The sequence below is a fragment of the Streptomyces aureocirculatus genome (genome assembly GCF_000720475.1).
Taxonomy (GTDB): domain Bacteria; phylum Actinomycetota; class Actinomycetes; order Streptomycetales; family Streptomycetaceae; genus Streptomyces; species Streptomyces aureocirculatus.
Genome location: NZ_JOAP01000041.1, coordinates 134330 through 153531, shown reverse-complemented (window position 1 = coordinate 153531; position 19202 = coordinate 134330). Strand labels below are relative to the sequence as shown.

At 71.8% G+C, this 19202-nt stretch carries 18 protein-coding genes and 1 riboswitch; of the genes, 7 read left to right on the top strand and 11 right to left on the bottom strand.

What is annotated here, in order from left to right:
* Window positions 1-187: 187 nt before the first annotated feature.
* Window positions 188-2476, bottom strand: coding sequence for a heavy metal translocating P-type ATPase (locus IG78_RS0131070; RefSeq protein ID WP_030569292.1), 2289 nt, complete (start codon window positions 2474-2476; stop codon window positions 188-190).
* A gap of 134 nt (window positions 2477-2610) precedes the next feature.
* Between IG78_RS0131070 and IG78_RS0131065 the strand changes: the two genes are divergently transcribed.
* Window positions 2611-3516 carry a hypothetical protein gene (locus IG78_RS0131065; RefSeq protein WP_051853071.1) on the top strand — a complete coding sequence of 302 codons (906 nt, stop codon included), beginning with the start codon at window positions 2611-2613 and terminating at the stop codon, window positions 3514-3516.
* 13 nt (window positions 3517-3529) lie between these two features.
* On the opposite strand, the gene IG78_RS0131060 is transcribed toward IG78_RS0131065, so the two are convergent.
* Window positions 3530-4207, bottom strand: a complete 678-nt coding sequence (locus IG78_RS0131060; RefSeq protein ID WP_030569287.1) for a maleylpyruvate isomerase family mycothiol-dependent enzyme — start codon at window positions 4205-4207, stop codon at window positions 3530-3532.
* Window positions 4208-4446: 239 nt separating this feature from the next.
* On the opposite strand from IG78_RS0131060, the gene IG78_RS0131055 reads away from it, so the two are divergent.
* Together IG78_RS0131055 and IG78_RS0131050 are read left to right on the top strand one after the other, a co-directional pair.
* The gene (locus IG78_RS0131055) at window positions 4447-5160 is read left to right on the top strand and encodes an HD domain-containing protein (RefSeq protein WP_225882390.1); all 714 of its coding nucleotides are present in this window, start codon (window positions 4447-4449) and stop codon (window positions 5158-5160) included.
* Between the two features lie 9 nt (window positions 5161-5169).
* Complete coding sequence (locus IG78_RS0131050) at window positions 5170-6294, top strand: GNAT family N-acetyltransferase (protein ID WP_030569283.1); 1125 nt, start codon at window positions 5170-5172, stop codon at window positions 6292-6294.
* A gap of 67 nt (window positions 6295-6361) precedes the next feature.
* Here the strand turns inward: IG78_RS0131050 and IG78_RS0131045 are convergent, their stop codons facing one another.
* Complete coding sequence (locus IG78_RS0131045; RefSeq protein ID WP_030569281.1) at window positions 6362-6631, bottom strand: DUF4031 domain-containing protein; 270 nt, start codon at window positions 6629-6631, stop codon at window positions 6362-6364.
* Complete coding sequence (locus IG78_RS0131040; protein ID WP_030569279.1) at window positions 6628-7014, bottom strand: hypothetical protein; 387 nt, start codon at window positions 7012-7014, stop codon at window positions 6628-6630. The genes IG78_RS0131045 and IG78_RS0131040 overlap by 4 nt, the downstream gene beginning before the upstream one ends.
* A gap of 118 nt (window positions 7015-7132) precedes the next feature.
* Here IG78_RS0131040 and IG78_RS0131035 point away from each other — a divergent pair, with 118 nt between their 5' ends.
* The gene (locus tag IG78_RS0131035) at window positions 7133-8065 is read left to right on the top strand and encodes a MurR/RpiR family transcriptional regulator (RefSeq protein WP_051853070.1); all 933 of its coding nucleotides are present in this window, start codon (window positions 7133-7135) and stop codon (window positions 8063-8065) included.
* A gap of 192 nt (window positions 8066-8257) precedes the next feature.
* The gene (gene murQ, locus IG78_RS0131030; RefSeq protein ID WP_030569275.1) at window positions 8258-9199 is read left to right on the top strand and encodes an N-acetylmuramic acid 6-phosphate etherase; all 942 of its coding nucleotides are present in this window, start codon (window positions 8258-8260) and stop codon (window positions 9197-9199) included.
* An 18-nt stretch (window positions 9200-9217) separates the two neighbouring features.
* Here murQ and IG78_RS0131025 read toward each other — a convergent pair whose 3' ends face one another.
* Complete coding sequence (locus tag IG78_RS0131025; protein WP_030569273.1) at window positions 9218-10429, bottom strand: mannosyltransferase family protein; 1212 nt, start codon at window positions 10427-10429, stop codon at window positions 9218-9220.
* A 540-nt stretch (window positions 10430-10969) separates the two neighbouring features.
* On the opposite strand from IG78_RS0131025, the gene IG78_RS0131020 reads away from it, so the two are divergent.
* Window positions 10970-11203 carry a hypothetical protein gene (locus IG78_RS0131020; RefSeq protein ID WP_030569270.1) on the top strand — a complete coding sequence of 78 codons (234 nt, stop codon included), beginning with the start codon at window positions 10970-10972 and terminating at the stop codon, window positions 11201-11203.
* Window positions 11204-11521: 318 nt separating this feature from the next.
* On the opposite strand, the gene IG78_RS0131015 is transcribed toward IG78_RS0131020, so the two are convergent.
* From IG78_RS0131015 to thrC, 6 genes are all read right to left on the bottom strand, one after another.
* Entirely contained in the window at window positions 11522-12019 is a 498-nt protein-coding gene (locus tag IG78_RS0131015) for a SigE family RNA polymerase sigma factor (protein WP_030569267.1), read from the bottom strand.
* Between the two features lie 173 nt (window positions 12020-12192).
* A complete protein-coding gene (locus IG78_RS0131010; protein WP_030569264.1) occupies window positions 12193-13335 on the bottom strand; it encodes an NADH:flavin oxidoreductase in 1143 nt (380 codons plus the stop codon).
* Window positions 13336-13579: 244 nt separating this feature from the next.
* Window positions 13580-15205: a chaperonin GroEL gene (gene groL / locus IG78_RS0131005; protein WP_030569261.1), complete on the bottom strand. Its 1626-nt coding sequence runs from the start codon at window positions 15203-15205 to the stop codon at window positions 13580-13582.
* A gap of 328 nt (window positions 15206-15533) precedes the next feature.
* On the bottom strand, window positions 15534-15737 hold the full coding sequence (locus IG78_RS0131000; RefSeq protein WP_005315736.1) for a cold-shock protein: 204 nt from the start codon (window positions 15735-15737) through the stop codon (window positions 15534-15536).
* 423 nt (window positions 15738-16160) lie between these two features.
* Window positions 16161-16439, bottom strand: a complete 279-nt coding sequence (locus tag IG78_RS0130995) for a MoaD/ThiS family protein (protein ID WP_030569258.1) — start codon at window positions 16437-16439, stop codon at window positions 16161-16163.
* A 109-nt stretch (window positions 16440-16548) separates the two neighbouring features.
* The gene (thrC, locus tag IG78_RS0130990) at window positions 16549-17868 is read right to left on the bottom strand and encodes a threonine synthase (protein WP_030569255.1); all 1320 of its coding nucleotides are present in this window, start codon (window positions 17866-17868) and stop codon (window positions 16549-16551) included.
* Between the two features lie 17 nt (window positions 17869-17885).
* Window positions 17886-18044, bottom strand: a riboswitch (SAM riboswitch).
* A gap of 154 nt (window positions 18045-18198) precedes the next feature.
* Here thrC and IG78_RS0130985 point away from each other — a divergent pair.
* Window positions 18199-19143 (top strand): glucosyl-3-phosphoglycerate synthase, encoded by a 945-nt coding sequence (locus tag IG78_RS0130985; protein ID WP_030569252.1) that lies wholly within the window; start codon window positions 18199-18201, stop codon window positions 19141-19143.
* The last annotated feature ends 59 nt before the right edge of the window (window positions 19144-19202 follow it).

Genomic DNA, 19202 nt, shown 5'->3' with positions numbered 1-19202 from the left:
GAATCGGCGGGTCCGGGCGGGCGTAGGCGTCGCGCGGAACGACGACCACGGAAACACAGGTCGACCACGGAAACACAGGTCTAGTCCAATTACCAGGGTACGCGCAGATCACCCCGGCGGGAATCGGACCGCGCCGGGGTGATCAGGCCAAGCGCCGCGAAGATCAGGCCACGCGGCACCGGAAATCTCAGCTCAGTGGCTGAAAGCCACGCAGCCGCAGGCTGTTGCCGACCACGAAGACGGACGAGAAGGCCATGGCCGCCCCGGCGAGCATCGGGTTGAGCAGCCCGGCCGCGGCGAGCGGCAGCGCGGCGACGTTGTAGGCGAAGGCCCAGAACAGGTTGGACCGGATCGTACCGAGGGTCTTCCGGGCCAGCCTGATCGCGTCGGCGGCGGCTCGCAGATCACCCCGTACCAAGGTCAGATCCCCCGCCTCGATGGCCGCGTCCGTCCCCGTACCCATCGCGAGCCCCAGGTCGGCCTGCGCGAGGGCCGCCGCGTCGTTGACGCCGTCACCGACCATGGCGACCGAACGCCCCTCCCCCTGGAGCCGCTTGACCACGTCGACCTTGTCCTGCGGAAGCACCTCGGCGATCACATGCTCCGCCGCGATGCCGACCTCGGCGGCGACGGACTCGGCGACGGCACGGTTGTCGCCGGTGAGCAGCATGGGCGTGAGCCCGAGCGCGCGCAGCCGCCGGATGGCCTCGGGGCTGGTCTCCTTCACGGCGTCGGCGACTTCGAGCACGGCCCGCGCCTCACCGTCCCAGGCGACGGCGATGGCGGTGCGCCCGGCCGCCTCCGCGGCGTCCTTGGCCCGCTTCAGCTCCTCCGGCAGTTGGATCGCCCACTCATGGAGCAACTGCTCACGCCCCACGAGCACCGCATGCCCCTCGACGATCCCCTGCACCCCGAGCCCCGCCACGTTGGCGAAGTCCTCCAGCGCCGGTAGTTCCCCGACCCGCTCGGCGGCGCCCGCGGCGACGGCCTGGGCGATCGGATGCTCGGAGGCGTGCTCCAGGGCACCCGCGAGCCGCAGCACCTCGTCCTCGGAGGCGTTGTCCCCCACTCGCGTGGCGAGCAACGTCATCCGGCCCGTGGTCACCGTGCCGGTCTTGTCCAGGACGATGGTGTCGACGCGCCGCGTGGTCTCAAGGACTTCCGGGCCCTTGATGAGGATGCCGAGCTGCGCGCCGCGTCCGGTGCCGACCATGAGCGCGGTGGGCGTGGCGAGGCCGAGGGCGCAGGGGCAGGCGATGATCAGTACGGCGACGGCGGCGGTGAAGGCCGCTGTGAGCCCCGCGCCGTTGCCGAGCCAGAAGCCGAGCGTGGCGATCGCGAGCGCGATGACGACCGGTACGAAGACGCCGGAGACGCGGTCGGCGAGCCGCTGGGCCGCGGCCTTGCCGTTCTGCGCGTCCTCGACGAGCCGCGCCATCCGCGCCAGTTGGGTGTCGGCGCCGACGCGTGTCGCCTCCACGACGAGTCGGCCGCCGACGTTCAGGGTGGCACCGGTGACCGCGTCGCCGACGGCGACCTCCACTGGCACGGACTCGCCGGTGAGCATCGAGGCGTCGACGGCGGAGGCCCCTTCGAGCACCCGCCCGTCGGTGGCGATCTTCTCGCCGGGCCGTACGAGGAACCGGTCACCGGCCTTCAGCTCCCCGACCGGCACGGTTTCCTCCCGCCCGTCCCGGAGCACGGTCACGTCCTTCGCGCCCAGTTCGAGCAGCGCCTTGAGGGCGGCGCCCGCCTTCCGCTTGGACCGGGCCTCGAAGTACCGCCCGGCGAGGATGAACGCGGTGACGCCCGCGGCGGCTTCGAGATAGATGTTCCCGGCCCCGTCACCGCGCTCGATGGTCAGCTCGAAGGGGTGCGTCATGCCGGGCGTCCCCGCCGAGCCGAGGAACAGTGCCCACAGCGACCACAGGAACGCGGCCGACGTACCGACCGATATCAGCGTGTCCATGGTGGCCGCGCCGTGCCGGGCGTTGGTGACGGCCGCCTTGTGGAAGGGCCAGGCCGCGTATGTCACGACGGGCGCGGCGAGGGTCAGGGACAGCCACTGCCAGTACTCGAACTGGAGCGCGGGGATCATCGCCATCGCGATGACGGGCACGGAGAGCACGACGGCGGTGATCAGCCGCTCCCGCAGCGTCCGCAGCTCGGAATCACCGTCTCCTTCCCCCTCGCCGCCCGGCCCGCCGCCCCCACGTTCCGTGCGGGGTGGGGCGGGCTCCCGCGCGGTGTACCCGGTGGCCTCGACGGTGGCGACGAGATCGGTGACGGCGACCTCCGCGCCGTCGAAGCTGACCTTGGCCTTCTCCGTGGCGTAGTTGACGGTCGCCGTCACGCCGTCCATGCGGTTGAGCTTCTTCTCGATACGGGCCGCGCACGAGGCGCAGGTCATGCCACCGATGGCGAGTTCCACCTGCGTGGTGCGGGACGTCTGCGCGGAGGTCTGCGTGGAGGTCATGTCTGCTGCTCCTCATGCCCGGCATACCCGGGCCCGGTATCGCTTACGAGGTCCATATTTACCCCCAGGGGGTATGCAGACGCAAGTGTTTCCCGCGCTTGACTTCATACCCCTGGGGGGTATCGTCAGGACACATGAAGACCGGACTGAGGATCACCGCGTACGCCACCGCCGTCGCGGCGGCGTTCACCGCCGCGTACGGAGTGGGCACGAGCGTCGACAGCGTGAGCACACCGGCGGCGCACAGCGAGAGGAGCGAGCACGGCGAACGGGGCCACGAGGACGCGGGGAGCGGGACCGGCACCACGTCCACCCCGGCGGGCCTCCAGATGACGGCCCACGGCTACACCCTCGGCCTACGGACCCCGCGCGCGGAGGCGGGCACCCGCACCGACCTGCGCTTCACCATCACCAGGGAGTCCTCGGGGGCACCCCTGAAGACGTACGCGAAGGAGCACGGCAAGGAGCTGCACCTGATCATCGCCTCGCGCGACCTGACGACGTACCGCCATCTGCACCCGGTGCGCACCGCCGACGGCACCTGGTCGGTCCCGGCGACGCTGCCGAAGGCCGGGGACCACCGCGTGTTCGCGGACTTCAGGCCCGCCCACGCCAAGGAGAAGGTGACACTCGGCGCGGACCTGGCCGTCACCGGCCCCTACGCCCCCGACAAGCTGCCGCCCGCGAAGGCCACGGCGAAGGCGGGCGACGGCTACGAGGTGCGCCTGACCGGCACCCCGGCCCCCGGCAAGCCCCGCGAGCTGACGCTGCGCGTCCTGCGCGACGGCAAGCCGGTCACCGACCTCCAGCCCTACCTGGGCGCCTACGGCCACCTGGTCGCCCTGCGCGCGGGCGACCTCGCGTATCTGCACGTCCACCCGAACGGGGAGCCCGGCGACGGCAGCACGAAGCCAGGACCCACGGTCTCCTTCACGACGACGGCACCGAGCGCGGGCACCTACCGCCTGTTCCTGGACTTCCGCCACGAGGGAAAGGTCCGCACGGCGGCGTTCACGGTGAACACGGCACACGCCCACTGAGCGGTGCGAGAACTCAAGAAAAGATCGACAACTCCTCCTGCGTGGCGCCCGCGAGCTCGAACTCCGAGCCCGGGAGCGGGCGTCCCGCGTACAGCCGGACCAGCGTCGACGCGTCCCCGATGTACCGTGCGGGCGGCCGGCTGCCGTCGCCGACCCCGAGGATCAGCGGCTCGTCGAACCCGTCGAGGTCGGCGTGCAGGGGCAGCGCCCCACGCTGCTTGCTGAACGCGGCGAGCAGCGGTAACGCGTCCGCGAGCCCGTCACCCCCGTACGCGCCCGGCAGCCCCCAGGCGTCCCGTACGTCACCCGCGTGCACCCACTCACCGAGCGCCACACCGTCGAGGAGCCCCTTGGAGGCGGCGATGGGCCCGCCCGCATGCGTCATCCCGTGCTCCAGCTCGTCCACGATCCGGGAGTTCGGCCAGTCGGCACGCTCGGCGATGTCACGGTCGTTGCCCTCCGCGGTGAAGGCACCGCCGTCGAACCGGCTCTCGATCACCCGGTCGAGGGCGGCCGAGCAGTGCGCGAGCACATCGCGAACCGCCCACCCCGGGCAGCAGGTCGCCACGGCGAACGCCGCGTCGTCGGCGGCACGGAGCAGCGGGATCAACGCGTCACGCTCGGTGCGCAGCAGCCGTCCCGGCCGATCGGACTCGTACGTTCCGTCGGCGGAGATCACGTCGTACGTCATGGCGGCCAGCCAAGCGCCCACCGCCCGGAATGGCAACGTCCACGCACCAATTGACCTCGTGTGGTGGATGTTCGTGGGCCGCGGCCCCTCTCGACCCGCCCGGCGAAGTGTTTTCAGCCCGTCCGGCGTTTGAGGACGAGGCGCGGAGCGCCGATAAGCGGGGGTCCAGGGGGCGCAGCGCCCCTGGTTACGGGAAAGGGGCGGGCCTGGGGCGCCCCGCGAAGGCCTAGGGTCACCCCATGCCCGACGCAGACACCCACACCGACACCGAAGCCAAAGCCGCGGCCGAGGCCGAGCCCGAGGCCGAGGCCGAGCCCGACAAGGAAGCCCTCCGCCAATCCTGGCGGGAAGCCCTGCTCGGGGCCCGGGGCAAAACCACGGGCCCAGACCCCACCCCGTACGCGGACAACCTCCTGACCCGCTGGTCGGAACCCCACCGCCGCTACCACACCCTCACCCACCTGAAAGCCGTCCTCACCCACCTGAACACCCTCCAGCCCCACGCGGACACCCCGCACACGGTGCGGCTGGCAGCCTGGTTCCACGACGCCGTCTACGCCCCGGACCGCTCCGAGAACGAGGAACGCAGCGCCCGCCTCGCGGAACGCGCCCTCACCGAGGCGCGCCTCCCCCCGGAGGCCACCGCGGAAGTGGCCCGCCTGGTCCGCCTCACGACCACCCACGACCCGGCCGAGGGCGACCGCAACGGCGAGGCCCTGTGCGACGCTGACCTCGCGATCCTCGCCGCGCCCCCGGCGGCGTACGCCGCGTACGCCGCCGCGGTCCGCGAGGAGTACGCCTTCGTCCCCGACGAGGCGTTCCGCGCGGGCCGGGCGGACGTGCTGCGCCAACTCCTCGCCCTGCCCCGCCTGTTCCGCACCCCGTACGGAACCGCCCACTGGGAGGCCGCGGCCAGGGAAAACCTCACGACGGAGCTGGCACTGCTCACGTAACCTCACCGCATGCTCTTCAACGGCGGGGAACGGATCGACGAGGCGACGGCACACGCGGTGGCCGCGCTGCGCGCGGTGGCGAAGGACGGGTACGACTGGTCGACCCCCGCGGGCGGCCTGGAGTGGAGCTGCCTGGCCACGGCCGAGCACATCGCGAGCGACTTCACCGCGTACGCGACGCAGCTCACGGGCCGCACGGCGGGCACCGGCGGCTATGTCCCGATGGAGATCCACCTGGACGAGGGCACCGACGCGGACGGCGCGGTGCGCTGCGTCGAGGCGAGCGCGGGCCTGCTCGCGGCGGTCGTACGGACGACGCCGCCGGGCGTGCGCGGCTGGCACCCGTACCCGTACGGCAGCGCGGACGCGGCGGGCTTCGCCGCGATGGGCGCCATCGAGCTGATCCTGCACACGTACGACATCCTGAACGCCTTCGACGTGGCGTACGAGCCGCCGGCCGGGCTGTGCGAGGCCCTCCTCACCCGCCAGTTCCCGCACGTGCCGCCCGCCCGCGACGGTGAGGACCACTGGCGGGTGCTGCTGTGGGCGACCGGGCGCGGCGAACGCGCGGGCCACGCCCGCAAGGAGCGCTGGCGCTGGCACAACCCGATCCAGCTCCCCGCGGGCCCCGTCGAGCTGATCGAGGTGTCCCCGGACGCCGCCGCCGACCTGGCCGCGGGCGGCACGGGCGGCGTCCACTGGGCCGGTGACGGTCCCCACGAGGGCGCGCGCATGGGGGCGGAGCGCACGGCGAAGGGGTACGCCGCCGGGGCGCACCGCCCCGAGTGGGGCATGTTCGCCGTCGTCCGCACCGCGGACCGGCGCGCGGTCGGCGCCATGGGGTTCCACGGGGTGCCCGACGACGAGGGCTGGGTGGAGGTCGGCTACAGCCTGGTCCCCGAGGCCCGCGGCAACGGCTACGCGACCGAGGCCCTGCGCGCCCTCACCACCTGGTCCCTGAACCACCCCGACCACACCGCCGTCGCAGGCGTACGCGCCCTGACCGACCCCGACAACACCGCGTCCCACGCGGTCCTGACCCGCGCGGGCTTCATCCGCACGGCGGACCTCGGCGACGACTTCGCCTTCGAGCTCCGACGAGGGGCTGACTTCTTCAGCCCCTCCGGCGTTTGAGGAGCGGGGCCCGGGGCGGAGCCCCAGGATCGGAGAAGGGGCGGGACTGGGGCGCCCCCGCGAGGACCTACCGCCCCGCCGCACCCTTCCGCCGCCGCAACCCCGCCGCCAGCAGCACCCGCACCAACTCCCGGGAGGGAACCTCCACGGCCCCCGCCCGCACGGCGTCCCCGTACCGATGCGAGGGAAGGTCGTAGTGGTCCCGCTCGAAGGCCCGCTCGGGCACCCCGATCCGCGCCGCGAAGGCATGCAGCTCCTCGTACGAGAGGTCACTGACGAGGTGGGACCAGAGCCGCCCGTGCCCGGGCCAGGTCGGCGGATCGATGTAGACCGTCACCGGGCGACCGAGCCGAGCGACCCCACGGCGGCGACCACGACGCCCGCCTTCCCGCACACCCAGTGCGGATCCGCCCCCAACTCGGGCTCCACATCGAGCGCGTGCGGATCGCCCGAACCGCACACCGGGCACAGCGGCCACCGCCCGTAGCGCTCCAGGAGAGCGTCCTGCACGTCCTGCGCGACGAGCCCGGCGACGTACTCGGCGCCTTCGGGCCACTGCTCGACCCACCAGCGCCGCTGCGCCACGGAGTCCTCGACGAAGGAGACCACGTCGGGATCGGCCACCTCGTCCGCGACCAGGTCGGCGAGGACCAGCGCACGGGCGGCGTGCAGCGCCCGCTCCAGCGGGCCCACGGGGACGGAGGATGCGGATGAGTCCATACAGCCATTGTGCGCCCTCGCCCGAGCACGTCCGAGGGCCGGTCGGGCCGCCGCGCACCCGTGAGCCGACGCGGTCGGGAGTCTTGACCCTCCCCCGCCCCGAAAATATCTTTCAAAGGTGACCCAAGACGTGAAGGAAATTTTCGCGGGTGGTGCACCCCCGGCCCCGGCCGCCCTCGCGGCCAAGGTCCGCACCCTCGCCCCGTCGATGACCCGCTCCATGCAGCGGGTCGCCGAGGCCGTCGCGGCCGACCCGGCGGGGTGCGCCGCGCTCACGGTCACCGGCCTCGCGGAGCTCACCGGCACCAGCGAGGCCACGGTGGTCCGCACCGCCCGCCTCCTCGGCTACCCCGGCTACCGCGACCTGCGCCTCGCCCTCGCGGGCCTCGCCGCCCAGCAGCAGTCGGGCCGGGCACCCGCCGTCACCGCCGACATCGCCGTCGACGACCCCATCGCGGACGTCGTGGCGAAACTCGCGTACGACGAGCAGCAGACCCTCGCCGACACGGCCGCGGGCCTCGACACCGTGCAGTTGGGCGCGGCCGTCGGCGCGCTGGCCGTCGCCCGCCGCGTGGAGGTGTACGGCGTCGCCGCGTCCGGGCTCGTCGCCCAGGACCTCGCCCAGAAGCTCCTGCGCATCGGGCACGTCGCGCACGCCCACTCCGATCCGCACCTCGCCGTCACCAACGCGGTGACGCTCCGCGCGAAGGACGTGGCGATCGCCATCACCCACTCCGGGTCCACGGGCGACGTCATCGAGCCGCTGCGTGTCGCCTTCGAGCACGGGGCGACGACGATCGCGATCACCGGGCGGCCCGACGGCCTGGTGTCCCAGTACGCCGACCACATACTGACCACGTCCACCGCCCGCGAGAGCGAGCTGCGGCCCGCCGCAATGTCCTCGCGGACCAGTCAGCTCCTTGTCGTGGACTGCCTGTTCGTGGGGGTGGCGCAGCGTACGTACGAGACCGCGGCGCCTGCCCTCGCCGCTTCTTACGAGGCGCTCGCGCACCGCCACAGGTCTGGCGGGGACGCCTCTGTCGGACGGTGATGTCCCGTTGGCCGGGGGGCGCCGTTTATCGGCCTTCGGCCTCGTCCTCAAACGCCGGACAGGCTGAACTACCGCCGCACGGGCTGAAACTACCGCCGCACGGGGGGAAACTACCGCCGGGCGGGGTGGGACCGTCACCCGTACTCAGTGCAAGAAGTCTCCGACCTCACATCGCGAAAGAGTCCACACCCCATGACCTCCACCACAGACGGCTACGGCGAACTCCGGGCCCAGTTGGAGTCCCTCACCACCGAGGCGTTCCGGCCCGAGTTGTCCGAGATCGACCGGCTGCCGACGTCGGAGATCGCGCGGATCATGAACGGCGAGGACGCGGGCGTCCCGGCGGCCGTCGCCGCGGAGCTGCCGCGCATCGCCGCGGCGATCGACGCCACCGCCGAGCGCATGGCCCGCGGCGGCAGGCTGATCTACGCGGGTGCCGGTACCGCGGGGCGGCTCGGCGTGCTCGACGCCTCCGAGTGCCCGCCGACGTTCAACACCGACCCCGGCGACGTTGTGGGCCTGGTCGCGGGCGGCCCGAGCGCGCTCGTGACGGCGGTCGAGGGCGCCGAGGACCGCGAGGACCTGGCCGCGCAGGACCTGGACTCGCTCACCCTGACCGCCGACGACACGGTGGTCGGCATCTCCGCGTCCGGCCGTACGCCCTACGCCGTCGGCGCGGTGGAGCACGCCCGTGCCCGGGGCGCCCTGACGATCGGCCTGTCCTGCAACGCCGACAGCGCCCTCGCCGACGCCGCCGAGCACGGCATCGAAGTCGTCGTCGGCCCCGAACTCCTCACCGGCTCCACCCGGCTGAAGGCGGGCACGGCCCAGAAGCTCGTCCTGAACATGCTGTCGACGATCACGATGATCCGGCTCGGCAAGACGTACGGGAACCTCATGGTCGACGTGCGCGCCTCCAACGAGAAGCTGCGGGCCCGCTCACGCCGCATCGTCGCCCTCGCCACCGGCGCCGACGACGCGGAGATCGAGGCCGCGCTCACCGCCACCGACGGCGAGGTGAAGAACGCGATCCTCACCATCCTCGGTTCGGTCGACGGCCCCACGGCCGCCCGCCTCCTCACCGAGTCCGACGGCCACCTGCGCGCGGCCCTGGAGAACTCCCGTACGGAGTAGCGCGGCAGCGGCCGCCGGTCACCCGGCCCAGCGTCCCGTGGTGAACGCGAGGGCGAACACCGTGGACAGCGGTACGAGCACGCCCACAAGGACGTTCGTGACCCAGGCGCGGCGCAGCGACCAGGCGCCGAGGAGCGCCCACAGCGGCCACCACAGGAGGGTGGCGCGGGGCAGCGACATGTACCAGTACGAGGTGCCGAGCGCCCAGAGGCTCAGGGCGATGTAGGTCGCCTCCGGCCAGCGGCGGCGGCGCAGGAGGACGGCGAGGAGGGCGAGACCGACGAGCATGGCGACGAGTTCGGCCGCGAACATCAGGGCGTACCCGGAGCGGTAGTCGCCGTCGAAAGCGGCCCGCCAGGTGTTCGCCCACGCCTCCCACGGCGCGTGGAACTCCCGGTTCCAGCCGCGTTCCTGGGCGTGCTTCCAGGCCATCCAGTCACCGGTGAGGGCGTACAGGTACCAGGTGTACAGGAGGACGGGGAGCGCGGGCAGGGCGAGCCACGGCAGCGGGCGCCAGCGCCGGTTCGCCGGGCGGGCGCCGACGCTCACCACGAACTGCACGGCCAGGGCGGCCGCGAGGAAGAGTCCGCTGACCCGGACGGCGGTGGCGGCCGTGGTGAGCACGGCGGCGAGCGCCCAGCGGCCCCGCAGCGCGGCCAGCCAGGCGGGCAGGGCGAGCGCGAGGAAGAGGGACTCCGTGTACCCGGCGGCGAGGAAGACCGCGCACGGCGAGAGCAGGACGAGCAGCACCGCGCGCCGCCCGCCCGCCGCCCCCGCACCGCCGGTGGCCCCCGCGATCCGGGCCAGCGCGAGCACCGCGACGGCCCCGGTCACCAGGGAGATCAGCAGACCTGCCACGCCCCAGTGCGGCACCACCGTGTGCACCGCCCGCAGCAGCAGCGGAAAGCCGGGGAAGAAGGCCTCCTCGTTGGCGAACCCCGGCACGGCGTCGTCGGCACGGCTGTAACCGTGCTCCGCTATGTGCCGGAAATGCACCCAGTCCCACTGCTCCCAGACCCCGAGCACGGCCGCACCGCGCCGGGCCTCCGGATCACGCGGGAACAACTGCGCCCCACAGTAGGCGGTGAGCCACAGCCCGGCCCGGGTGAGCAGATAGACGAGCAGCACCTGCCGGTCGTCGGCCCCGACCCGCACCCGCTGCCACGGTGACGCTCCCGCGAGGGGCGCGGGGGCCGTCCGTACCGGACGGGAGGGGGCGGCCGTGGCCATGGGCGATCTCCGTTTCGACACACGGTGCTGTGCAGCCCGTCCGGTGGGCGGGCAGTTTCGGCCCATCCGTCGAGCGGCTTTCCACCTGTCCGGCGGGCGGGCGCTTTCAACCCGTCCGGCAAGCGGCTTTCCACCTGTCCGGCGGGCGGGCGCTTTCAACCCGTCCGGCAAGCGGCTTTCCACCTGTCCGGCGGGCGGGCGGTTTCAACCCGTCCGGCAAGCGGCTTTCCACCTGTCCGGCGGGCGGACGGTTTCAACCCGTCCGGCAAGAGGCTTTCCACCTGTCCGGCGGGCGGGCGGTCTCAACCCGTCCGGCAAGCGGCTTTCCACCTGTCCGGCGGGCGGGCGGTTTCAACCCGTCCGGCAAGCGGCTTTCCACCTGTCCGGCGGGCGGGCGGTTTCAACCCGTCCGGTGGGCAATCCAAGCCCGTCCGGCGATTGAGGACGAGGCCGTTCAGGCCGATAGGGGGGTCCGGGGGCGCAGCCCCCGAAAGGGCGGCACGCTAACCGGGGGGCGCCCCGGACGACTCCGGCCCCCCAGTGGGCGGATACGTCCGCGCGGACCCCGACCCGGACCCGGACCCGGACCCGGACCCGGTAGGGTCAGTGGTGGGCGGCGGCCCGGACGAGGACGGCGGCGGCACCGAGGCGGAAGGCGGCGGCGCCGAGCCGGACGGCACCGTGGTGGGCCCCGGCGAGTCCCCGGAGGACGGCGCGGGGACGGACGCAGGCCCGTCCGTACGCCCGGCGGGCCGCACACCCCCCTCCCCCTGATCGGCAACCCCGACCAGCACCCCACTCACCCCACCGAAAACAACAACGGCGGCCGCCGCGAGCACAGCGAAGCGCCGCCGCCGCACCCGCTCACCCCGCCGGGTGATCTCCGCGGCCGCCGCGGGGGCGGCAAGCCCGTGCCCCTGCCCCGCGAGCCCCCGCAGCGCAGCCGCCAGAGCGCTGTCGTCATCGGGACGGCCCCCGGGGCCGGGACAACCCCCGGCGTCGGGGCGACCCCCGGGATAGGGACGACTTCCGGGATCGGGACGGCCCCCGCCGTCGGGGTGCCCGCCGTCGGGGTGCCCGTCGCGTGGCTGCTCAGCCACCGTGCGCCTCCTGCGTGGAGAGGTCCCGCAGTCGGGGCGCGAGCGCGGCCCTGCCACGGGAGAGATGGGTCTTGACCGTGCCGGTGGACAGGCCCGTCTCGTGGGCGATCTGCTCGACGGACAGATCACACACGTAACGCAGGGCCACGGTCCTGCGCTGCTGCGGGGACAGTTCCCTGAGCGCCTCGACCAGAACGACCGCGCCGGGATCAGGCGCGTCCGCGGCGCCGGGCCCGCCGTGCCGCTGCCAGGCCTGTTCGGCCCGGAACAGACCCTGCCTGCGGCGCAGCGCGAGCCGCCAGGCAACGGTCCGTACGTAGGCCTCGGGCGCGGCCTCGCGCCGCAGCCGCCCACGCCTGCTCCAGGCCTTGACGAACGCCTCCTGCACGACGTCCTGCGCCTCGTGCAGATCGCCGAGCATCACATAGAGCTGTCCGGTGAGCCGTCTGACCGCATGGGCGTAGAACTCCTCGAATTCCTCAGCGGTCAATGACGTGCTCCCCATCTGGTCGGTACACCTTCTCTAGCCCCGCGGCCTACGATCCGGTTGACACCCGCCCCGAAGTTTTTCCGGGATTCGCGCGGCCCCCGGAAACACGAGTGGGGTGGGCGGGACCGCGACGGTCCCGCCCACCCCACTCCGCCGGCTCCGCCGACCGCGGGTCAGCTCAGCGTCGCCAGCGCCTTCGGGTCGTACGACGACAGCTCGTCGAAGGCACCGCCGAGGACCTTCGCCGCCCACCGCGGGTCCGCGAGGAGGGCGCGGCCGACGGCGACGAGGTCGAACTCGTCGCGCTCCAGGCGGTCGAGGAGGTTGTCGAGACCCTGGACGGGGGCGCCCTCGCCCTGGAAGGCGCGCACGAAGTCGCCGTCGAGGCCCACGGAGCCGACGGTGATGACCGGCTTGCCGGTGAGCTTCTTCGTCCAGCCCGCCAGGTTCAGATCGGAGTCGCCGAACTCGGGCAGCCAGTAGCGGCGCGTCGAGGCGTGGAAGGCGTCCACACCGGCCGCGGCGAGCGGGGAGAGGAGGGCGTCGAGTTCCGCCGGGGTGTCGGCGAGACGGGCGTCGTAGGCGTCGGCCTTCCACTGGGAGTAGCGGAAGACGACAGGGAAGTCCGGGGCGACGGCCGCGCGGACGGCGGCCACGATCTCCGCCGCGAACCGCGTGCGGGCCACCAGGTCGCCGCCGTACGCGTCCGTGCGCCGGTTGGTGCCCGACCACAGGAACTGGTCGATCAAGTAGCCGTGCGCGCCGTGCAGTTCGACGCCGTCGAAGCCGATGCGCTCGGCGGCGGCGGCGGCCTCGGCGAACGCCCCGATCACGGCGTCGAGGTCGGCGCGCGTCATCGCCCTGCCGGTGCCCTCGGTGCCGTCGAGGCGCAGCCCGGAGGGACCGACCGCGGGGGCGTCCGCGAACGGGGGCTGCCCCGCGCTGCGCACCATGCCGATGTGCCAGAGCTGCGGCATGATCTTGCCGCCCGCCTCGTGCACGGCGTCCACGACCTTCGCCCAGCCCGCGAGCTGCTCCGCGCCGTGGAAGCGCGGGACGCGGTCGCTCTCACCCGCCGACTCGTGGCCGACGTAGGTGCCCTCGGTGATGATCAGTCCGACCTGTGCGGCGGCCCGCCGGGCGTAGTACCCGGCCACGTCCGCGCCCGGAACCCCGTCGGGGGAGAAGTTCCGGGTCATCGGCGCCATCACGATCCGGTTCGGAACGGTGAGCCCGCCGAGGGTGAAGGGCCGGGACAGGACCGCGGCGGCGCGGTCGGCGGGGGCACGGTCCGCGGGGGCGGAGACGGGGGCCATGAATGAGCTCCTCAGAAGGTCGGTCAGATCGGTCACGAATGGAACGGAGGCATCCTCCGCATTCGTCAACAGCCCACTGGACCGCCACATTCCGCCTGGGGCACACGCACCGCGAAAAGCCCCCCCCCGGGAAGGACCCGGGCGCGCCAAAGGGGCGGCACCCCCCTCTCGGAGGGCACCGCCCCTTCGTACAACTCAGGAAAGCCGTACGGCTTCAGGACAGCCGATCAACCACAGGGGCCGATCAGAAGTCCATGTCACCGCCCGGCATGCCGCCCGGAGCGCCCGCGGCAGCGGCCTTCTCCGGCTTGTCAGCGATGACGGCCTCGGTGGTGAGGAACAGCGCGGCGATGGACGCGGCGTTCTGCAGCGCGGAGCGCGTGACCTTCGCCGGGTCGATGATGCCCTCGGCGATCATGTCGACGTACTCGCCGTTCGCGGCGTTCAGGCCGTGACCCGGGGTGAGGTTGCGGACCTTCTCCACGATGACGCCGCCCTCAAGGCCGGCGTTCACGGAGATCTGCTTCAGCGGGGCCTCAAGGGCCAGCTTCACAGCGGCGGCACCGGTGGCCTCGTCGCCTTCCAGCTCCAGCTTCTCGAAGACCGAGGAGGCCTGGAGCAGGGCCACGCCACCACCGGCGACGATGCCCTCCTCGACGGCCGCCTTGGCGTTGCGCACGGCGTCCTCGATGCGGTGCTTGCGCTCCTTGAGCTCGACCTCGGTGGCGGCACCGGCCTTGATGACGGCCACGCCGCCCGCGAGCTTCGCCAGGCGCTCCTGGAGCTTCTCGCGGTCGTAGTCGGAGTCGCTGTTCTCGATCTCGGCGCGGATCTGGTTGACGCGACCCTGGACCTGGTCGCTCTCACCGGAGCCGTCGACGATGGTCGTCTCGTCCTTGGTGATGACGACCTTGCGGGCGCGGCCGAGCAGGTCGAGACCGGCGTTCTCCAGCTTGAGGCCGACCTCCTCGGAGATGACCGTGCCACCGGTGAGGATGGCGATGTCGCCGAGCATGGCCTTGCGGCGGTCGCCGAAGCCCGGGGCCTTGACGGCGACGGACTTGAAGGTGCCGCGGATCTTGTTGACGACCAGCGTGGACAGGGCCTCGCCCTCGACGTCCTCGGCGATGATCAGCAGCGGCTTGCCCGACTGCATGACCTTCTCCAGGAGCGGAAGGAGGTCCTTCACGTTGGAGATCTTGGAGTTGACGATCAGGATGTACGGGTCGTCGAGCGACGCCTCCATACGCTCCATGTCGGTGGCGAAGTACGCCGAGATGTAGCCCTTGTCGAAGCGCATGCCCTCGGTGAGCTCAAGCTCCAGACCGAAGGTCTGCGACTCCTCGACGGTGATGACGCCTTCCTTGCCGACCTTGTCCATGGCCTCGGCGATGAGCTCGCCGATCTGGGTGTCGGCGGCGGAGATGGAGGCCGTCGAAGCGATCTGCTCCTTGGTCTCGACATCCTTCGCCTGCTCAAGGAGGGCGCCGGAGACGGCCTCGACGGCCTTCTCGATGCCGCGCTTGAGGGCCATCGGGTTGGCGCCGGCCGCGACGTTGCGCAGGCCTTCCTTGACGAGCGCCTGGGCCAGGACGGTCGCGGTCGTCGTGCCGTCACCGGCGACGTCGTCCGTCTTCTTCGCGACTTCCTTGACCAGCTCGGCGCCGATCTTCTCGTACGGGTCCTCGAGCTCGATCTCCTTGGCGATGGACACACCATCGTTGGTGATCGTGGGGGCGCCCCACTTCTTCTCGAGGACGACGTTGCGACCCTTGGGGCCCAGGGTCACCTTGACGGCGTCGGCGAGCTGGTTCATGCCGCGCTCGAGGCCGCGCCGTGCCTCCTCGTCGAACGCGATGATCTTGGCCATGTGAAGTGGTCCTCCCGGACGGGGTGGAAAAGCAAACGGACCGTGCTGGCGCCCGCGACGGACGGTCTGCGTGCCGTGTGGTTCCTTGCCCCACCCGGCCTGCGGACCTCACCGACCCGATCCAAGTTCTGTCACTCTCACTCGTAGAGTGCTAACGCCAATGATTAGCACTCGACCCCCGAGAGTGCAAGGCTGCCCCCGGACCCCGGAGGGGGGAGGGGGAGCGCACCCGCCGGCCCGCGCCGGGCGCACGAAGGGCCCGCGCCCCGTTCCCGGGGTGCGGGCCCTTCGTCTGCGTCGTGTCGGTGGCCGATCGCGTCAAGCCGCTTCAGACGGCGAGCTTGACCATGTCCGCCTGCGGACCCTTCTGGCCCTGCGAGATCTCGAACTCGACTCGCTGACCTTCTTCCAGGGTGCGGTAGCCGTCCATCTGGATCGCGCTGTAGTGGACGAATACATCCGCACCACCGTCGACCGCGATGAAGCCATATCCCTTCTCCGCGTTGAACCACTTGACGGTGCCCTGAGCCATGCCTAACTCCCCTATTACTGGCCCTTGCGCAGGACCGCACTTCGCGGACCCGGGTCAGACCTCACTCCCCATGGGTGTGGGGGTGTGCGCCGGAACGCGTCGACCGCGGCTGAATGTATCTGTCCAACTGCCGTCTGCAACAGGTCAATCGGACGAGAATTCTGGGCAGGACTGTTTTCCGATATGGGGAGAATTCACCGAGGTTCGGGGCAAGTCGGGCCGGGCAAAAGCCGCATAAGGCTTGAATGGGCCGCATACTTTGGCTGCTTCTTGTCGGCCCGAGGCCGACTTCGCATATGCGCCGGGCATGACCCGAGGCGGGAGGCGAAGCTCCATTCCCATACTGTACCGCGCTCAACCATACAGAATTGCCCCCTCCGCTTTCTCTCGCGGAGGGGGCAATACCGGTGACTCCGGGTACGGTCAGCAGCCGCCGGCGACGGCCGGAATGATCGAGACGCCCGCGCCGTCCGGCGTGGCCGTCGCCAGGCCCTGCTCGAACCGCACGTCGTCGTCATTGACGTACACGTTCACGAACCGCCGCAGCTTGCCCTGATCGTCCAGGACCCGGGCGGCGATTCCGGTGTGCTTCTTCTCCAGATCGGCGATGACCTCACCGAGGGTGCCCCCCTCGGCGGCGACCTCGGCCTTGCCGCCGGTGTAGGTGCGGAGGATGGTAGGAATCCGGACGTTCACGCTCATGGGGTTCACCTCTGAGGGACGGGAGTGGAGCCCCTGAAAGGGGCGCGGGGAACTGCGCGAGGACGGACCACGACCGTTCGTCGGCGACGGCGATCAGGCCCTACGGCGCCTAACCGGCAAGCCCGGCGGAGCGAAACGCCTCAAGGCTCGGCTTGATGGTCGCGCTGGCCTGCGAAGTCTCAGCGACAGCGTCAAGTGTCTTCAGACCGTCCCCGGTGTTGAGCACGACGGTGGTGAGGGCGGGATCGATCAGCCCGGCCTCGACCAGCTTTCGAGTGACCCCCACGGTCACCCCGCCCGCCGTCTCGGCGAAGATCCCTTCCGTACGTGCGAGGAGCTTGATCGCGTCGACGACCTGCTGGTCGTCGACGTCCTCCACCGCACCGCCGGTGCGCCGCGCGATGTCCAGGACGTAGGGCCCGTCGGCCGGGTTGCCGATGGCGAGCGACTTGGCGATGGTGTTCGGCTTCTGCGGGCGGACCACGTCCTGCCCGGCCTTGAACGCGGCCGAGACCGGCGAGCAGCCCTCCGCCTGGGCGCCGAAGATCTTGTACGGCTTGTCCTCGACCAGGCCGAGCGCGATCAGCTCCTTCAGACCCTTGTCGATCTTCGTGAGCTGGGAGCCGGAGGCGATGGGGATCACGAGCTGATCGGGAAGCACCCAGCCCAACTGCTCGCAGATCTCGTACGCGAGGGTCTTGGAGCCCTCGCCGTAGTAAGGCCGCAGGTTGACGTTCACAAAGCCCCAGCCCTCGCCGAGCGGGTCGCCGATGAGCTCGGAGCAGAAGCGGTTCACGTCGTCGTAGTTGCCCTCGATGCCGACGAGCTCACCGCCGTACACGGCGGCCATGACGACCTTGCCCTGCTCCAGGTCGTGCGGGATGAACACGCAGGAACGGAAGCCCGCGCGGGCGGCGGCGGCGCCGACGGCCCCCGCGAGGTTGCCCGTGGAGGAGCAGGAGAGGGTGGTGAAGCCGAAGGCGCGGGCGGCTTCAAGGGCCTGCGCGACGACGCGGTCCTTGAAGGAGTGCGTGGGGTTGCCCGAGTCGTCCTTGACGAACAGCTTGCCCGGCTCGACGCCGATCTCACGGGCGAGGTTGTCGGCCTTGACGAGCTTGGTCCAGCCCGGGTTGAGGTTCGGCTTGTCGGCCACGTCGGCGGGGACCGGGAGCAGCGGCGCGTACCGCCAGATGTTGGCCGGACCGGACTCGATCTTCTTGCGCAGGGCCTCCGGGTCGCCGAGCGGCAGGTCGTAGGCGACTTCGAGCGGTCCGAAACACTCGGCGCAGGCGAAGATCGGGCCGAGCTCGAAGCGGGTTCCGCACTCGCGGCAGGAGAGGCCGGACGCGGGGCCGAAGTCGACGGCGGGGGTCCCGGTAGCAGCGGTGGCGCCGGTGGCGGGGGAGGTTTCGACGGTCTGCACAGCCATGGAGGCGAGGCCCTTTCTCCTCATCTTCCTCGCGGCGCATCTCGCCGCGAGACGGAATTGGCACCTTCCCGAGCCGGGAGCCTCGCGACGCCGGATCCGATGGATCGCGTACGAGACCGACTGGGTGGTTGCCGGGGCTTCAACGGGCCGTATCCCTCTGCCCCTCTGGATGAGCGGTATGGCGCCGGGCGCGGAACGCCCGGGCATTTGTGACGCGGCGGCCACCGACATGCGATGGTCATGCGCGTTGTTCAAGACTGTAACCGAAGCCCTGGACGCTTGAGATAGTCGTCCGAAGCGCGAGATGGATCACAATCGGGAGGACCGCGCGTGCTGGAAGAGGTCGAGCGCTGGCTGAGCAGGCGTTCCTGGTCCGTCGCCGACCGCCCGCTCACCGCCCTCCTGACCGCCAAACGGGCAGCGGGCACCTCGGTGAGCGTGGTACTGCCCGCTCTCGACGAGGAGGAGACCGTCGGCGGCATCGTGGCCGAGATCCGCCGCGCCCTGATGGAGCGGATACCGCTGGTCGATGAACTGGTGGTGATCGATTCCGGTTCGGGCGACCGCACGGCCGAGGTCGCCGCGGCCGCGGGCGCCCGGGTCGTGCACCGCGACGAGATCCTGCCGCGCCTTCCCGCGCTGCCGGGCAAGGGCGAGGTCCTGTGGCGGTCCCTCCTGGCCACCCGCGGTGACATCGTCGCGTTCGTCGACGCGGACCTGAAGGAGTTCTCGGCGGACTTCGTCTCCGGCATCGTGGGGCCGCTCCTCACCGAGCCCGACGTGGACTTCGTGAAGGCGATGTACGACCGCCCCCTCGGCTCGGCTCCGGGACAGGGCGGCCGGGTCACCGAGCTGATGGCGCGCCCGCTCCTGAACATGCACTGGCCGCAGCTCGCCGGGTTCGTGCAGCCGCTCGGCGGCGAGTACGCGGCCCGCAGGTCGCTCCTCGAACGCCTGCCCTTCCCCGTCGGGTACGGGGTCGAGCTCGGGCTGCTCGTGGACGCGCTGCACACCGTGGGCCTGGACGCCCTCGCGCAGGTCGACGTCGGCGTACGCGTCCACCGCCATCAGGACGGGCAGGCCCTCGGGCGGATGGCGGCGGCGATCTACCGCACCGCGCAGGTGCGGCTCGCCCGCGCCCATCTCGTACGCCCCGAGCTGACCCAGTTCGTCCGCGGGGAGCACGGCTTCGAGCCGCGGACGCACCCCGTGGACACCGCGGAGCGGCCACCGATGGCGCAGGTCGCGGAGTACGCGCGGCGCCGGGTGGCCTGAGCGGGCGGTTCACCGCGCGGTCGGTCGCGGTCGGACCCGGCGTGATCGGGCGGTCGGAC

Bases quoted from the DNA above. Each gene is read 5' to 3' on its own strand.
- IG78_RS0131070 (WP_030569292.1), bottom strand. From the start codon at position 2,476: ATGACCTCCACGCAGACCTCCGCGCAGACGTCCCGCACCACGCAGGTG.
- IG78_RS0131065 (WP_051853071.1), top strand. From the start codon at position 2,611: ATGAAGACCGGACTGAGGATCACCGCGTACGCCACCGCCGTCGCGGCG.
- IG78_RS0131060 (WP_030569287.1), bottom strand. From the start codon at position 4,207: ATGACGTACGACGTGATCTCCGCCGACGGAACGTACGAGTCCGATCGG.
- IG78_RS0131055 (WP_225882390.1), top strand. From the start codon at position 4,447: ATGCCCGACGCAGACACCCACACCGACACCGAAGCCAAAGCCGCGGCC.
- IG78_RS0131050 (WP_030569283.1), top strand. From the start codon at position 5,170: ATGCTCTTCAACGGCGGGGAACGGATCGACGAGGCGACGGCACACGCG.
- IG78_RS0131040 (WP_030569279.1), bottom strand. From the start codon at position 7,014: ATGGACTCATCCGCATCCTCCGTCCCCGTGGGCCCGCTGGAGCGGGCG.
- murQ (WP_030569275.1), top strand. From the start codon at position 8,258: ATGACCTCCACCACAGACGGCTACGGCGAACTCCGGGCCCAGTTGGAG.
- IG78_RS0131025 (WP_030569273.1), bottom strand. From the start codon at position 10,429: ATGGCCACGGCCGCCCCCTCCCGTCCGGTACGGACGGCCCCCGCGCCC.
- IG78_RS0131010 (WP_030569264.1), bottom strand. From the start codon at position 13,335: ATGGCCCCCGTCTCCGCCCCCGCGGACCGTGCCCCCGCCGACCGCGCC.
- groL (WP_030569261.1), bottom strand. From the start codon at position 15,205: ATGGCCAAGATCATCGCGTTCGACGAGGAGGCACGGCGCGGCCTCGAG.
- IG78_RS0131000 (WP_005315736.1), bottom strand. From the start codon at position 15,737: ATGGCTCAGGGCACCGTCAAGTGGTTCAACGCGGAGAAGGGATATGGC.
- IG78_RS0130995 (WP_030569258.1), bottom strand. From the start codon at position 16,439: ATGAGCGTGAACGTCCGGATTCCTACCATCCTCCGCACCTACACCGGC.
- thrC (WP_030569255.1), bottom strand. From the start codon at position 17,868: ATGGCTGTGCAGACCGTCGAAACCTCCCCCGCCACCGGCGCCACCGCT.